The sequence below is a fragment of the Acinetobacter pittii genome (assembly GCF_022449185.1).
GTDB lineage: Bacteria > Pseudomonadota > Gammaproteobacteria > Pseudomonadales > Moraxellaceae > Acinetobacter > Acinetobacter pittii_I.
Genome location: NZ_JAKUKO010000001.1, coordinates 1,047,710 through 1,063,413 on the forward strand (window position 1 = coordinate 1,047,710; position 15,704 = coordinate 1,063,413).

The window sequence follows — 15,704 nt, forward strand, 5'->3', positions numbered from 1 at the left end:
TTTAAAAGCTAAATGTTGTAGAAAATTGAGCTGTGCGAGGATTACCTAAGAATAAATAGTCATCTCCCATAAATGCCCCTACATCACGCCAATACTTCTTATTAAATAAGTTATCAATATTAAATCTAAAAGTTGTGTCATGCCCAGCAAAATTTGTTTTATAGGCAGCACCAATATTAAAGACGCTATAGCCGCCTACTTTTGTAGTTCCCTCTTTGTTTGCATATTTACTGCTACTGTATTGCATGCCACTCAATAATCTTAACCCTTCAACTGAAGGTACTTTATAAGATAACTGTGCAGTTGCACGTACTTTTGGTACATTTTGAGTTTGATGACCTTTGTAGCTGTCATTATCAATATCAACTAGACGAGATTTGGTATAGGTAATACCTGAACTTACATCGAGTGTATCGGTTAAAGCGCCCGTTAAACCTAATTCAATACCTTGATTATGTTGTTCGCCTTGTTCCACAAACTCTAACTTCCCTTCAGAATTTGCAGTCGTATATTGATTATCTTGCTTTAAATCAAAAATAGCTGCTGTTACTAAGAAATTGCGTATTTGTTGCTTAACACCAAGTTCATATTGTTCAGAATTTCTAGGTGATAGGACTTGATAAGCATTCGCTTCTGCATACCATGGAGCTTCACCACCATCGGATAAACCTTTGGCATATGAAGCATAAAGATTGGTCTTGGAAGTTGGGCTATACATGAGTGCTAATTGTGGCAAGAACTTGTTTAAATCGGTATCTCGGCTTTGCTGGCCATTTGGATCATAAGCTTGCTCATCAAGATGAATAAGTTTCCCACCGAGTAGAGTTGACCATTGATCATTAAATTGAACTCGGTCAGTTATAGTAAATGCAGTCTGATCACTTTCTAGAGCTTTATAGTAATTTCTTAAGTCAATCTGAGCTGGGTCATAATCCTTTGTTTCCTCATAGATATTACCTAATCCTATAGGGGCAAGCTCCATTGAGTTAGAGTTGTAGCGCTTCAATGTTTTATAAGTATGTTGTATTTCAAAAGCGATTTGATGCTGAATATTGCCAGTATTGAATTGTCCATTTAACCCAGCAGAAAACTGGTTGGTAATACGTGTATCGTCTGGACTACGAAAATCGTAAATACCGTAATTACCATCTTTATCAAAAGTATTATTTTGGCAAACTCCGTCGCTATAACAAGCCCATGGAAAAGCGCTGTAATCATCAATCACAACACGGCTTTGCGATGCACTTAAGCTAGCATTCCATTGATCATTAAATGCATATTGATATTTCAAACTTGCATTTATACTGTTATTTACAACAGGTTTACTCCAAGATTGGTAACCCAATAAACGGTCTTGATCTACATTTGTTGGTACTTCTTGCCCATCAAGCAGTTGATAACCGGGTACTGAACGTTGGCTTTGATGCTGGGCTTCAATGTCAAACAGTAGTTTAGAACGCTCATTAATTTTCCAGTCTAAAGCAACTGAGCCAAACTCTCGTTTACCATTTGCGTGATCAACACTTGGATGGATGCTTTCATGAGCTAAATTGATCCGATAACCAAAACTATCATTAACAAAGCCGCCAACATCTGTTGCCAGTGTATAGCCGCCTTCTGAATTTGCATCTACAGTAATGTTTTTAACATCGGCTGGTCTTTTGGTGACATAGTTAACAACACCACCTGGTGTCGACATTCCACTTTGAATTGCAGAAATGCCTTTTAAGATTTCAACTTGTTCTTTATTTTCTAAAGCCACGTTTTGTTCGCCACGTATAGTATGGCCGTTAATGAGATAACTTGAGCCTAAATCAAGCGCAAAACCACGTGCTACAAAATTTGGATAATAGCCAATTGCAGCGTAGCCATCCCCTAATGATGAATCATTTTTAATAACATCAGTTAAAGTTTTTGCGTGTTGATCTGCTATACGCTCAGAGGTAATGGTGGTAATAGATGCAGGAACTTTCTTTACATCACCAGTTTGAAAACCAGATAAATTAACTTTTTTAGATGTATATAGTGCATCATTATTTTGTGTAGCGTTCACAGTAATGGTTGGGAGCTGCGAAACCTCCGCTTCATTTGCATAGACGACAGATGTTATGAGTGCAATAGATGAAGCCAATGCTGTTTTAGAGCATGTCATGAAGTGAAGATTTAACGAACGTCTTTCCATTGAATAACTACCTGCCATACCGTGCATAATTCTAAAGCGCTAGAAATGAGTGCGGAGTCTATTTTTAGCCACGCAAGAATACAGCTACATATATTGAGAAACAACACATTCTGTACTTTTTCGATTAAGTGAATGTGATACAACTTTTATGAACTTATCATTATATAAATTTCATTTATTTTCTTAGGAATCGACGTTATAACTTTTTAAGTATTACCAAATATTCAAAATAAATTTAAGCTCGAAATGAAACTTAAAAGGAGAAATAAAATAGAAAAGTACCGTTGTAAATTAGCTCACTGATTTTAAATAGAATTAATTATTAAGTTAAATGAAAGGAAGTGTTCGATCATTGGTAAAAATCTCTTTAAATCGAACAAAAGGACATAATCTCACTAGAATAGAATTTTAAAATTAGAAAAAATGAATGGTTAGGAATTTAAGGAAGTGCTCAGGATTGAGTGATATTTAAAGTTTCATTCTATTTTCTATCTAGCATATCTGAAAATTCCTCATTTTTGTCTGCAAAATGATGGAAGAAATATGACATACACTCAGGAAGAAAAACGTAGCAGAATACGTGGGATTGTAGGCGCAGCCTCTGGTAATTTAGTTGAATGGTTCGACTTTTATATCTATGCAGTGTTTGCTGCCTACTTTACTCAAGCACTAACAGCGCCTGATATGGATAGTACGACTAAATCTATCTATGTGTGGGGCGTATTCGCTGCAAGCTTTTTTATGCGTCCTATTGGTAGTTGGGTATTTGGACGAATTGCAGACCGGCATGGTCGAAAAAAGTCGATGGTCATCTCAATTTGTCTGATGGCTTTGAGTTCTTTTCTATTTGCAGCCCTACCTACTTATGACCAAGTTGGCTTATTTGCCCCTTTCCTTTTATTGGTAGTGCGCTTACTTCAAGGCTTATCGGTTGGTGGTGAATATGGCGCCGTAGCAACCTATATGAGTGAATTAGGCTTAAAAGGTCAACGTGGTTTTTATGCATCTTTTCAATACGTCACACTCTCTGGTGGTCAATTACTCGCAAGCTTATTGGGTGTTATTTTGTTGACGTTCTTAAGTGAACAACAATTGCTTGATGGTGGATGGCGTATTCCGTTTGTTATTGGTGGTATTGCAGCAATTTTTTCTTTGCTTGCACGGAGTCGCTTAGAAGAAACACTTTCTCATCAAGACAGCGAACGTAAAGAGTCTGGTAGCTTAAGAGAACTCTTTAAGAAACATTGGAAAACCTTTTTATTAGTGGTTGGATATACTTCTGCTGGTTCATTAACGTTTTATGTAGAGACTGTTTATTCAAAAACCTATTTAACCAATTTAGGGATGGATGGAAAAACCGTTGGTTATATCATGACCTTCGCTCTATTTGTCTATATGTGTGCTCAACCTGTATTTGGTGCAATTTCCGACCGTATTGGACGACGCTCTTCAATGTTGGCATTTAGCTTATTGTCTGCGATTTTTATCTATCCAGTCATGGTGATCGGAATGCGTCACTATATTGACTCACCGATCATTATCGCTTTACTGCTTATTTTTATGATGATGATACTCAGCTTCTATACTTCTATTAGTGGTCTGGTCAAAGCTGAAATGTTCCCACCGCATGTTCGCGCTTTAGGTGTAGGATTTTCTTATGCAGTAGGTAATGCGCTATTTGGTGGTTCTGCGCCTTCAGTTGCCTTACAGTTTAAAGCTGCGGGAATTGAAAACACCTTCTTTATTTACGTCATTGTCATGCTGATTATCTGTTTCTTGTGTAGCCTTGCGCTTCCCAAAAAACCAGATTATTTAGGACATGATCATTAGAAAGTAAAAGATAGATATTCTTCTAGAATTTTTTAGAAGAATATCTTTTTTAAATAATAAGAAAGTCATTTTTGTTCTGTATGCTATAGCTGCCTAGCACATCTCACTGATTCAATTAACTAAAAGTTACTAGTTTTTGATGTTCTTGATCCGTATGAATCAATTTTTTGATGGGATAAAAAAATGGAAAACGAACAATCCCCTTTACCTGAAAGTATTATTCAAGTCACCTTCTGGCAAGCCTTTTTATTCTGGCTTAAGCTTGGTTTTATTAGCTTTGGTGGGCCAGCTGGACAAATCGCGGTGATGCATCAGGAACTGGTTGAACAAAAGCGCTGGATATCCGAAAAAAGATTTTTGCATGCACTGAACTACTGCATGCTGTTACCAGGTCCTGAAGCACAGCAATTGGCAACCTATATTGGTTGGCTCATGCACAGAACTGCTGGTGGCTTAGTTGCAGGTATTCTATTTGTATTACCCTCCTTATTTATTTTAATTGGGCTGTCTTGGGTTTATATAAAATTTGGAGATGTGCCGATTATTGCGGGTATTTTTTATGGAATTAAGCCTGCCGTCACTGCTATTGTCTTCCATGCAACTTATCGTATAGGCAGCCGTTCGCTTAAAAATAAGTTTTTATGGTTCGTCGCAATTGCAGCATTTTTCGCCATTTTTGTATTAAAGCTTCCTTTCCCTCTTATTGTTTTATCAGCAGGCGTTGCTGGTTATTTGGTAAGTAAAAAATACCCAAAATTATTTTCTTCAGCAGTTGGTCATAAGGCTAGCCAAAAAGATTATGGCCCTGCATTTATTGATGATGAGACTCCTACACCTCCTCATGCTAAATTTTATTGGCCACGCTTATTAAAAATTATTCTAGTTGCTATTAGTTTGTGGTTATTACCAATTGTAGCTTTAGGTTTATATTTCGGATGGCATCATCCATATACTCAAATGGCATGGTTTTTTACTAAAGCTGCATTGCTCACTTTTGGTGGGGCTTACGCGGTTTTACCTTATGTCTATCAAGGCGCTGTAAATCATTTTGGATGGCTTTCACCTACCCAAATGATTGATGGATTGGCACTTGGGGAAACAACACCCGGTCCACTTATTATGGTGGTTGCCTTTGTGGGATTTTTAGGTGGTGTCAATCATTCTTTACTTGGCTCTGAGCATTTATTTTTTGCTGGGGCACTCGGCGCCGTTATTGTCACTTGGTTTACCTTTCTCTTTTCATTTGTATTTATTTTTGCGGGTGCGCCCATTATTGAATCTACCCATAATGAAATTAAGTTTACTGCGCCACTCACTGCAATTACCGCGGCTGTGGTCGGTGTCATTTTAAATCTGGCATTATTTTTTAGTTATCACGTGTTATGGCCACAAGGCTTTTCAGGGCATTTTGACATTGTTGCAGCCTTCATTACTGTTGGTGCATTTAGTGCTTTATTCCGCTTTAACGTGAACGTGTTATATGTGATTTTTGCATCAGCACTTATTGGCTTAATTATTTATCTTTTATAAAAAATTAAAGGTGGGTCCTTTAACGTAACTGTGAAGGACTCATACCATAAAACTGTTTAAAGCGATGACTTAAATGGCTTGCTGAACTAAACCCACAAACTAGGGCAATATGTTGTAAAGAAAGCTGCGATGACTGGATTAGCCCTTTTGCCTTAGTTAAACGTCTTTGCATGACATATTGGTGAGGCGCCATATTCATGGACTGTTTAAACATATGAGCAAAATGGTATTCGCTTAAGTTCACAACATTTGCTAAATCAGACAAAGCGAGTGCTTGGTCTAAATGCCCTTCAATCCATTCTTGAATATATTTGAGTTTATGAGGTGCCAACCCACCTTTAATGGCAGGCTGTTGCCATTGAACACTACTGTATCTTCGAATTAAATGATTCAACAATAAACTTGCTGTTGTACTCATTTGTAAATGGTTTGAAGAATCTTGCCAATCACAATCTAGTAAGAAGAACTGATAAAGTGCTCGAATTCGTTCATCATCACTAAATGCAACTTCGTTTAGTTGAATTTGATTAGGCTCTTTGTCCCATATTTTTTCGGCAACATCACGCAAATGTTGATCTGTATAATATAAGTGAACGAATTTAAGCCCACCACGTATATCCCAAGTCGACTCCTGATGTTCAGGCAATAAGCAAAAACGCCCCGGCCCACCGCCGTTTTTCCAGCCTGCAGGGGTTTTTTGATAGCTTTCATAGCCATCTTGAATATAGAGACTTAAAGTGTGGTGATCGCTACAGACACTTACACGATCTTGCTGATTAGACCAAAATGCAAGTTGCATATTCTCATCAAGCACCACAGTTTCGTGAAGCTTGGCTTTAGATTGCTGTAGCTGTTCTAAAGTTTGATAGGCCATGCAAAATTAAAATGAATATCATTGAGCTTAAGTTAACCATATTCAGTAAAATTCAGCTAGTTTAGATCTATAAAAAACGCAAGATCTTGCATGTACAACACAAGAATATATACGTGAAAAATGAAGCATTCCTAGATACTTAAGCTTGGTAATCGAGGATGAAGTTATGAATATTTTGCTCTATGTTGCGGTGGTGTTGATTTGGGGAACAACATGGATTGGAATTGCCGTTCAGAGCCATTATGCAACACCCGTTGTCGCAATTTTATGGCGTTTTGCCATTTCAGCCTTATTACTGTGGGTTGTTTTACTATTTTCAGGAAAATTACAGCGAATTGCTTTAAAAGATCACTTGTTTTGTATGCTGCAAGGCCTTTGCGTTTTCGGCCTAAACTTTATTTGTTTTTATACTGCGGTTAAATATGTAAATAGCGGTTTAGAGTCTGTCATTTTTTCGATGGCTGTTTTCTTTAATGCCATTAATGCACTTATCTTTTTTAAGCAAAAACCATCGCCAAACTTTGCCCCAGCTGCACTTTTGGGCCTAAGCGGTATTGTTCTCCTGTTTTGGCATGACCTGATTAATAGTCAGTTTAATGCACAGTTATTGATGGGTATTGGGCTATGTGCAGTAGGCACTTACGGTTTTTCTTTAGGAAATATGATTAGTGTTAGACATCAAAAACGTGGCCTAAATATCTTTTCAACAAACTGTTATGCCATGACTTATGGTGCATTGGTGATGCTAAGTCTAGCTTTATTTACTGGACAAGATTTAATGCCGCCGATGAATTTCCCATTTTTAAGCTCGGTACTATACTTAGCTGTATTTGGCACAGTTATTGGGTTCTCTGCTTATTTTTCTTTAGTTGGACGAATTGGCGCAGCCAAAGCAGCCTATAGCACGTTGCTCTTTCCTTTAGTTGCTTTAACAGTTTCTACTTTCTTTGAAGGATATGAGTGGACTTTAAATGCTGTATTTGGAATTTTGCTAATTTTACTTGGTAATTACTTAATGTTTAGTAAGTTTGAAATTGGAAAGAAGTTATTTAGCAGTCAAAAAAATTGTGAGAAGCAGGCTTAAAGCCTGCTTTTTTATAAATCATAATTAATTTTAGCAGCCTGTTTTTAGCATCAACTCGAAATCTTTTAAAGCTGCGGCTGCTGTGGCTAAGGGCGCAGATGCCCCTCCACTGACCACAAATTCACCCATTTCTTGTGTTAACACCCGAATGCATTTTTGAGAACCTTGCAGATGAGCAAACGGATGATTTGCTGGGACTAACCTTAATTCAACACCTGTTTCAATTTTCTGATTTTTAATATGAATAAAACCGACTAGACGAGGAATTACATTTTCTTTTTTCCAATTAAGTATATGATCGGCAGTCACGTGACTGATTCCTTGTCTTGGAATATCTTGAATTTTTATATCAGCCCCCAAAACAGTGTTGGCTAATATGGTAATTTTAGCCGCGGTATCCCATCCATCTACATCGAAAGAACTGTCAGGTTCCACAATACCTTTTGCTTGAGCTTTCTCAAGAGATTCTGCAAATGCGCATTCGTGTTGCGACATATCATTTAAAATAAAATTCGTGGTGCCTGTAAACACACCTTCTATTTCTAAAATTTGGCAACCAGCCAAGTTATATTCAAACAAATCAACAGTTGGTAAGGCGGCAGCCGTCGCACCGCTAAAAAATAATTTTTTATTGTGTTGATGTGCCAAGTTAACTAATTTTTTACCTTCTACAACTAAAGCACCTTTAGATACCGCAATCGCATGCGTGTTATGTGTTAAAGCATAATTTAAATAAAATAGGCCTTTCCCACCTGTCACATAGTCACTTGGGCCAGTTTCAATAATGACATCTGCTTGAACCTGTTGTAAAAACTTTTGTTCAGTGAGACCTGCTTGATATTGTGCTTTATCTAGCCATTTTGAAGCTTGTAAACCATCTTGGTCAATTAAACCTGAAGATGAGTTACACACACCGACTAAGCGGGCATCAATTTGATATTTTTGTTGATAGTATGTCGATCGATTTAAAAGAAGCTCTGCAATTTGTTGCCCAATCCGTCCAAAACCACAAATTGCCACGTTAACTCGCTTCATATCGCTTTCTCAAAAATTTATATGATTTAAATCAAAAAGTTTCCATAGACAATTTCAATGCATCATCTCTGGAAACTTTATATTTATATAGATAAGTTAAAATACTATATCGCTCAGATATTTGTTAGATTAACAATCTTAATAACCATATAAATTGCGACAGCAAAAACCATTAAAGCAAAGACTTTTTGTACAATCGTAGGTGGAATAAAGCGAATAGCTCGACGACCTAATAGCATGCCTGCTACACATGCAAGAGCAAACGCACTGGTAATGCCTACTGGATAGTGAAAACCTTCTGCAATATGCATCACAATACTTATGCCACTAATGAGAAAAATAATCATAAGTGAAGTTGCAACAATGCTATGCATATCCAAATTTGTGACTTTTCTAAGCGCTGGCACAATTACAAAGCCGCCACCAACACCGAGCATGCCAGTTAAAAGCCCCGCAATAATCCCGATACTGGCAAGAACGCTTCCCGTTTTAAAATTCCAGATAAAGCGTCCCGTACTTGGATTGATCTGACACGGCGGGTTATGAAAGTCTGATACTCGATTACTAATGAGTCGATAACCCACTGTAAACATGACTAAGCTAAACATTAACATGAGCCAGACAGGTGAAATCATGTTAGCTATTAAAATGCCGATATGTGCCATAGGAGCACCAATTAAAGCAATCCAAATAGCAGCACGATAACGAACTATCTTTTTAAATAAGCCTTCAATGGTTCCAATGAGTGTAGATAGCGCAACTGCCAACAACCCAATCGGTGCAGCTTGCGCCACGCTCCAGCCTTGACTGGCCATTAGCGCGGGTACAGCGAGAATACCGCCACCCGCACCAGTAAGACCAAGTAAAAAGCCAATCACAATGCCTTCAACGACAAGTAGTAACATATCAAAAGCCTAAAATTGCATATATTTCATTTGCTGCGAGCTGCCATTTGATGAGTAAGCAATTTCTCATCTTCTTGCGAAGCTTTAATCGCTTCTCAGGATAAAGCGTTGCTTTGTTTAACCTCTTAACTCGAGCACAGCTTTCGTCTTCTTGCGAAGCTTCAGTCGCTTCTCAGGGTAAAGCGTTGCTTTACTTATCCTCTTCCACTCGAGCACAGCTCTCATCTTCTTGCGAAGCTTCAGTCGCTTCTCAGGGTAAAGCGTTGCTTTACTTATCCTCTTCCACTCGAGCACAGCTCTCATCTTGCGCTCGGACAAAGCGTTGCTTTGTTTATCCTCGCTCAGGTTTGACCATCCACTCTCGGCCTTTGAGCATGCCTTGCCAGTAAATCGGTGGCAAAATCTGTTCTTTAAGTAACCATGCCAAACGAGATGGTTTTTGTCCATCAATCACCCATTTTGGAAAACTAGGAAGCAATTTACCGCCGTAACCAAACTCGGCCAGAACGATTTTTCCACGCTCTACTGTGAGTGGACATGAGCCGTATCCATTGTATTCACAGAAGTTTTTTTCACCCTTGAGTTGCATTATCACATTCACAGCGACGATCGGAGCTTGTGCGCGTGCCGCAGCAGCTGTTTTGGCATTAGGCGCATTCATCACATCACCTAAAGCGAAAATATTGTTATGTTGTGTGTGTTGTAGAGTTTGAGGATTCACACTCACCCATCCTGCATCATCAGTGAGAGTACTTGCACGAATAAAATCTGGGGCTTGTTGTGGTGGAACAACATGCAACATATCGAAATCAGTCTCGACCAATGCTGCATTTTCATCATTCACTACCTTAAACCATGCTTTTTTTGCAGGCCCATCTACTTTGACCAGTTGATGATTAAAATGAAGTTCAGAGCCATATTTTTCGACGTATTGCATTAGTGCAGGCACATATTCTTTCACGCCAAATAAAACAACACCGGTGTTATAAAAATGGATAGAGATATCTTTAAGCTTGCCTTGCTTTAACCAGTAGTCGGCTGAAAGGTACATTGCTTTTTGAGGAGCACCGGCACACTTAATCGGCATAGGTGGTTGAGTAAAGATTGCCTTTCCACCGTTTAGCTGTTGCACCAAGTCCCATGTATACGGCGCTAAATCATAACGGTAGTTAGACGTTACCCCATTTTTACCTAAGGTTTCGACTAAACCTTCAATTCCATGCCAATTCAGTTTTAAACCGGGACAGATGACTAAGGCTTTATATTGAATGGGCTGACATCCTTCCAAAATAACCTGATTATGCTCAGGGTCGAATCCAGCAACAGCAGCTTTCATCCATTTCACTTTTGAAGGAATCACACTTGTCATTGAGCGTGCTGTTACTTGGGGTTTAAAAATACCACCACCCACCATAGTCCAACCTGGTTGATAGTAATGGGTGTCTGCGGGATCAATAATGACAATATCTAAATGAGGTTCACGACATAAAAGACTAGACGCTACAGAAATTCCTGCTGCTCCAGCGCCCACAATCACAACGCTATAACAAGGAATTGTGGCTGGTTCATGATCACGTTTTAAAATACGTGGCACTAAGCCTTTTAAGTCAAAACCAAGTTTGTTACCTGCTTCTACTAACAGTGCTGCATCTTTTGGAGCAACTTCGGCCAAAGCCCATAAACTGATTGCACACATACCAGAGCGACAATATGCTAAAACGGGCTTCTGAGCATTCTGATAAAACTGCTTAAACTCGGTAACTTGTTGATCGGTAATTTTACCACTGATAACAGGTTGATAAATTACCTTTAGGCCATATCGCTGAGCTGCTTCTTCAATTTCAATCACATTGGGTTGGTCTGCACCTTCTCCATCCGGGCGGTTACATATCAGAGTCTTTACTCCCTGATCTGCAATTTTTGTGACATCATCAGCGGTGATTTGAGCAGCAACATAAAATTCTTGATTAACTCGTTTAATTTCCATATTGCCACCTTATGATTGTGAAATTGAGCCGCAGGCCTGATTAGCAGGAAGTGCTTTATCGATCTGCTTTGGATATGGAAGATTCAAATTATTCATTAATTTAATAAAATCTTCACGCGAGCGATTCTGACCCAGACGTGAGTTATTTAAACGTTCATTACCAATGGTTGAAGATAACCGACCTTTATAGTCGTGTCCTGGGTACACAATAGTCTCGTCAGGTAGGCTGAAAAGTTGTTTATGAATACTGTCATAAAGTGTGCCTGCATTACCTTGTTGGAAGTCAGTTCGACCGCATCCATCAATTAATAATGCATCACCCGTGAAAACCATGTTTCCAACTAGGTAACTCGTACAAGCATTGGTATGACCTGGTGTATAGCGCGCTTCAATACTGAGGTTGCCAACTTTAAGCATGCAACCATCAGTAATTAAAATATCTCCGCAACTTACATCTGAATTACGGTGTAAAACCGATTTACAATGGAAACGTTCACGCAGTAAATTTGCAGCAGTAATATGATCTGCATGAACATGTGTATCTAAGGTATAGATGAGCGTAAATTGATGCTTTTCTAATTCTTTTGCATAGATTTCTATATCTGATGCAACTGGGTCAATTAAAACAGCCTCTCGTGTTTCTTCACATCCAAGCATATATGTATAAGTCGAACTTTCTTGTTCAAAAAATTGCTTAAAGAACATGATTTATACCCCGATAATTTATTTCTATCCTATATTTTGCAAATACAATGCCAATTATTTTTATTTAAATAATAAGTTTAAAAATCATATAGTTAATTGAAAATTTAAAATTAGAATCAGAATATAAACTTTTCTTGATGTTTCTGTGAAACTCAAGTATGTTTCAATGAAACGATTGTGAAACATATGAAATGGCAAAGCTAAATTTTGAGTCAGAACAAGATTTTTATATTTTATTTGAGCAACTTAAGGCTTTATTCCCAAATGCGAGTCTGTTTTTAGCAGACACAACGACTCACGCAATTCACTATAAATTTAACACAGATGACATTTCTGTTGAGAGCATGGCAGCGCTTACTCAAGATCATCACAATCAATATCTCGAAATTAATACTCCTAAAGTTAGAAAGCGATTTATCTATCAAGAACATGATATTTATATTGCCGAGCATCGGATTATTGGGAAGCTACATATTTTACAGCCGATAAGCAATGAAAATGACATTACAGAACCGTTAGAAATAACAGAACAATTGCAAGACTTGGCTAAAGTTTTTAATAGTTGTTCACCAGAAATGGCCCGTATGTTTTCAATCATTCAAAGAGTGGCAATTACTGAGTTTCCTGTGCTTGTCCGCGGTGAATCTGGTAGCGGTAAAGAATTGGTAGCAAAAGCCATTCACGATTATAGCCAACGTAAAAATAAGGTTTTTGTAGCGATTAACTGTGCAGCTTTAAATTCTAATATTTTAGAAAGTGAACTCTTTGGACATGTGAAAGGTGCTTTTACGGGAGCAATTCGTGACCATAAAGGTGTGTTTGAACGTGCCGCTGGTGGAACACTATTTCTGGATGAAATTGCCGAGATTCCTTTAGAGCTTCAAGCTAAATTATTACGGGTATTAGAAACAGGTGAATTTACTCCTGTAGGTGGTGAAAAACCGATTCAAGCCAATGTCCGAATTATTACCGCAACACATAAAGCTTTACGTGAAGAAGCTAAGGCTGGGCGTTTCCGTCATGATTTACTCTACCGTTTGCGTGTCATTCCAATTTTTATACCACCGCTCAGAGAACGAAAAGTCGATATTCCACTCATTGTCGATCAGATTTTAAAAGAAAGCTCTACTCAACTCGACACGATGCCTCGTCACGTCAATCAAAAAGCCATGCAGATTTTATTGAACTATGACTGGCCTGGGAATGTTCGTGAGCTTAAAAACACCCTGCTTTATGCGTTAACCATGGCAAATGGTAAGGATGAAATTGAAGTCGAAGACTTACCAAATGAACTCTTAAATGCTGAAGATTACGTTAAATTGCCTGAGACAAATACAGAACTTAGTCCGGAAAATGTGCAAGCTGCTTTAGAAAAATATAACCATAACTTAAATATGGTCGCGAATATTTTTGGAATTAGCCGCACTACTCTTTGGCGATACAGACAAAAGCACAAGCTTTAGCTATGTATTTAACTCATCTAAGGCGTATCATATTGCAGTTGGTTAGGTCCGTTAGTTCAAAGGCTTTCTATGATTGTTCGCGATAAAAGCAGCGTTTTTAAACTCTTATTTGCATGGAAAGGAACTGTTCTACCCAAGGTTTTGCCAGCATTAAGTTTTGTTGTACTTATTTCAGCATGTGTGGTCTGGCTCTCTTATTATCATTGGATTCAAATTCCTACTGTACCCGCGATTGGATTTACTATCTTTGGCGTGATTCTTTCCATTTGTACGGGTTTTCGAAATAATGCCTGTTATGATCGATGGTGGGAAGGTCGCAAACTTTGGGGCGCATTAATTGCCAATGCCAGACACATTGTTAGAGAAAGCCATGTTTTATCCAATGAACAACGTGAACATTTAATTCATCAGGTCTTAATTTTTAGCAATTTATTGCGTGATCGCTTACGTCAACAAACCGCCGAACCAACCAAATTTCTTGAACATGCGTATTTAAATAACTCTTCACTCGATTATTTAAATGAGCATATTAATGCACCACAATTTGTACTCGAAAATATTCAAAAAGATTTAGTCAAATCTCTAAAAGACGGCGAAATTAGTGACATTATCTATAGCACTCTGACGCGTCATATTGTTGAGCTAGGCAATATTCAAGCGGGTTGTGACCGTATTGCCGGTACACCTTTACCCTACTCATATTCAGTACTTTTACATCGTGCTGTTTACTGTTTTTGTTTTATTTTACCGTTCAGCCTTGAAGCAGCTTTAGGTATTTGGACACCGCTTATTGTGGGTTTAATTGCTTATATGTTTTTAGGCTTAGATGCTTTAAGTGCTCAAATTGAAGAACCTTTTGGTTTACAGGAAAATGATTTACCGCTTGATTCAATTGTACGTTTGATTGAGCGAGAGTCTTTAAGCTCTTTAGGACAGCCATTACCTCCTATTATTGAAGCCAAAAACAACAATTTACTTTAAAAAAAAGAGCGAATCATCGCTCTTTTTATAGGCTTAAGTACCTATTTATGGATGTACAATAATCTTAACGGCTGACTCATTGTTATGAATTAAGGTTTCAAAACCTTGTGAAATCAAATCATCAAGTTGAATGCGCTGCGTAATAAAAGGTTCCAGATTTATTTTACCTTCTTCGACCAGTTTAATAGTTTCTTGATGGTCATTTACGTAGGCAATTGTGCCTCTTACATCGAGCTCTTTCATCACCACACTATGCACATTAATTGATGCTGGATGGCTCCAAATCGAAACAATAACGATAACGCCTGTTGGTTTCACTGCCGCAACCAAAGTATCTAATACCTTGTTAACGCTACTACATTCAAATGCAACATCAACACCATCGCCATTAGTAATTTTCATAACCTCAGAAACAACATCAACTTCTGACGGGTCTAAAATATAATCTGCAACACCCGACTCTTTGGCTTTTTCTTTACGTTTTGCACTTAGCTCGGTAATGATGACCTTAAGACCTTTCGCTTTTAAAATTGCCGAAAGCAATAAACCAATTGGACCTGCACCGCCAACCAGTGCAATGTCACCAGCCTTTGCACCACTGCGCACATAGGCATGATGACCTACCGATAACGGTTCAATTAAGGCCGCCTGATCCAGTGGAATTTTATTGGAAATTGGATGCACCCAACGGCGTTTAACCGCAATTTTTTCCGATAAACCACCGCCACGGCCGCCTAAACCAATAAAGTTCATATTTTTGGAAAGATGATAATTATCGCCCGGTCCAGTCGGCACATCATCGGCCACAATATAAGGCTCTACGACGACATGCTGACCAATTTCAATATCATCAACACCTTCACCTACGGCATAGACCACACCTGAAAATTCATGTCCCATGGTAATCGGCGCAGATTCGCCTGAAATAGGATGAGGATGTCCACATGGTGGAATAAAAATCGGTCCTTCCATAAACTCATGTAAATCTGTACCACAGATTCCACACCAAGCCACCTTGATACCTACAGTGCCAGGAGTGACTTCTGGTTCAGGGATATCTTCAATACGAATATCGCCTCTGTCATAAAAACGCGCTGCTTTCATTATTATCTCCCTCAAATCAGGATG

The 15,704-nt window shown here is 38.4% G+C and carries 12 protein-coding genes; 5 read left to right on the top strand and 7 right to left on the bottom strand.

The genetic code is table 11. The annotated features are described in order from the left end of the window. Position 1: 1 nt before the first annotated feature. Positions 2-2,209, bottom strand: a complete 2,208-nt coding sequence (gene fatA / locus MKX14_RS04845; RefSeq protein ID WP_240281916.1) for a TonB-dependent siderophore receptor — start codon at positions 2,207-2,209, stop codon at positions 2-4. Positions 2,210-2,725: 516 nt separating this feature from the next. Between fatA and pcaT the strand changes: the two genes are divergently transcribed. Together pcaT and chrA are read left to right on the top strand one after the other, a co-directional pair. After that, on the top strand, positions 2,726-4,012 hold the full coding sequence (gene pcaT, locus MKX14_RS04850) for an MFS transporter (protein ID WP_240281917.1): 1,287 nt from the start codon (positions 2,726-2,728) through the stop codon (positions 4,010-4,012). 183 nt (positions 4,013-4,195) lie between these two features. Then, positions 4,196-5,542, top strand: a complete 1,347-nt coding sequence (gene chrA, locus MKX14_RS04855; protein WP_240281918.1) for a chromate efflux transporter — start codon at positions 4,196-4,198, stop codon at positions 5,540-5,542. A 19-nt stretch (positions 5,543-5,561) separates the two neighbouring features. Here the strand turns inward: chrA and lumQ are convergent, their stop codons facing one another. Then, on the bottom strand, positions 5,562-6,416 hold the full coding sequence (gene lumQ, locus MKX14_RS04860) for a helix-turn-helix domain-containing protein (RefSeq protein WP_108010490.1): 855 nt from the start codon (positions 6,414-6,416) through the stop codon (positions 5,562-5,564). A gap of 166 nt (positions 6,417-6,582) precedes the next feature. Here lumQ and MKX14_RS04865 point away from each other — a divergent pair, with 166 nt between their 5' ends. Beyond that, entirely contained in the window at positions 6,583-7,500 is a 918-nt protein-coding gene (locus MKX14_RS04865; RefSeq protein WP_240281919.1) for a DMT family transporter, read from the top strand. Positions 7,501-7,530: 30 nt separating this feature from the next. Here MKX14_RS04865 and MKX14_RS04870 read toward each other — a convergent pair whose 3' ends face one another. The 4 genes from MKX14_RS04870 to MKX14_RS04890 all read right to left on the bottom strand — a co-directional run bounded on the left by MKX14_RS04870 (position 7,531) and on the right by MKX14_RS04890 (position 12,132). Then, positions 7,531-8,535, bottom strand: a complete 1,005-nt coding sequence (locus MKX14_RS04870) for a homoserine dehydrogenase (RefSeq protein WP_240281920.1) — start codon at positions 8,533-8,535, stop codon at positions 7,531-7,533. A 113-nt stretch (positions 8,536-8,648) separates the two neighbouring features. Continuing rightward, positions 8,649-9,440: a sulfite exporter TauE/SafE family protein gene (locus tag MKX14_RS04875; RefSeq protein WP_108010484.1), complete on the bottom strand. Its 792-nt coding sequence runs from the start codon at positions 9,438-9,440 to the stop codon at positions 8,649-8,651. 331 nt (positions 9,441-9,771) lie between these two features. Continuing rightward, positions 9,772-11,427 (bottom strand): TIGR01244 family sulfur transferase, encoded by a 1,656-nt coding sequence (locus MKX14_RS04880; RefSeq protein ID WP_345892606.1) that lies wholly within the window; start codon positions 11,425-11,427, stop codon positions 9,772-9,774. A 9-nt stretch (positions 11,428-11,436) separates the two neighbouring features. Then, positions 11,437-12,132, bottom strand: coding sequence for an MBL fold metallo-hydrolase (locus MKX14_RS04890; RefSeq protein ID WP_108010480.1), 696 nt, complete (start codon positions 12,130-12,132; stop codon positions 11,437-11,439). Positions 12,133-12,323: 191 nt separating this feature from the next. On the opposite strand from MKX14_RS04890, the gene ntrC reads away from it, so the two are divergent. Further along, positions 12,324-13,595 carry a sigma-54 interaction domain-containing protein gene (gene ntrC, locus MKX14_RS04895; protein WP_240281921.1) on the top strand — a complete coding sequence of 424 codons (1,272 nt, stop codon included), beginning with the start codon at positions 12,324-12,326 and terminating at the stop codon, positions 13,593-13,595. Positions 13,596-13,664: 69 nt separating this feature from the next. After that, positions 13,665-14,576, top strand: coding sequence for a bestrophin family protein (locus tag MKX14_RS04900; RefSeq protein ID WP_240281922.1), 912 nt, complete (start codon positions 13,665-13,667; stop codon positions 14,574-14,576). Between the two features lie 45 nt (positions 14,577-14,621). Here MKX14_RS04900 and MKX14_RS04905 read toward each other — a convergent pair whose 3' ends face one another. Continuing rightward, a complete protein-coding gene (locus tag MKX14_RS04905; protein ID WP_000642319.1) occupies positions 14,622-15,680 on the bottom strand; it encodes a 2,3-butanediol dehydrogenase in 1,059 nt (352 codons plus the stop codon). Between the last annotated feature and the right edge of the window lie 24 nt (positions 15,681-15,704).

Bases quoted from the DNA above. Each gene is read 5' to 3' on its own strand.
- fatA (WP_240281916.1), bottom strand. From the start codon at position 2,209: ATGCACGGTATGGCAGGTAGTTATTCAATGGAAAGACGTTCGTTAAAT.
- pcaT (WP_240281917.1), top strand. From the start codon at position 2,726: ATGACATACACTCAGGAAGAAAAACGTAGCAGAATACGTGGGATTGTA.
- chrA (WP_240281918.1), top strand. From the start codon at position 4,196: ATGGAAAACGAACAATCCCCTTTACCTGAAAGTATTATTCAAGTCACC.
- lumQ (WP_108010490.1), bottom strand. From the start codon at position 6,416: ATGGCCTATCAAACTTTAGAACAGCTACAGCAATCTAAAGCCAAGCTT.
- MKX14_RS04865 (WP_240281919.1), top strand. From the start codon at position 6,583: ATGAATATTTTGCTCTATGTTGCGGTGGTGTTGATTTGGGGAACAACA.
- MKX14_RS04870 (WP_240281920.1), bottom strand. From the start codon at position 8,535: ATGAAGCGAGTTAACGTGGCAATTTGTGGTTTTGGACGGATTGGGCAA.
- MKX14_RS04875 (WP_108010484.1), bottom strand. From the start codon at position 9,440: ATGTTACTACTTGTCGTTGAAGGCATTGTGATTGGCTTTTTACTTGGT.
- MKX14_RS04880 (WP_345892606.1), bottom strand. From the start codon at position 11,427: ATGGAAATTAAACGAGTTAATCAAGAATTTTATGTTGCTGCTCAAATC.
- MKX14_RS04890 (WP_108010480.1), bottom strand. From the start codon at position 12,132: ATGTTCTTTAAGCAATTTTTTGAACAAGAAAGTTCGACTTATACATAT.
- ntrC (WP_240281921.1), top strand. From the start codon at position 12,324: ATGGCAAAGCTAAATTTTGAGTCAGAACAAGATTTTTATATTTTATTT.
- MKX14_RS04900 (WP_240281922.1), top strand. From the start codon at position 13,665: ATGATTGTTCGCGATAAAAGCAGCGTTTTTAAACTCTTATTTGCATGG.
- MKX14_RS04905 (WP_000642319.1), bottom strand. From the start codon at position 15,680: ATGAAAGCAGCGCGTTTTTATGACAGAGGCGATATTCGTATTGAAGAT.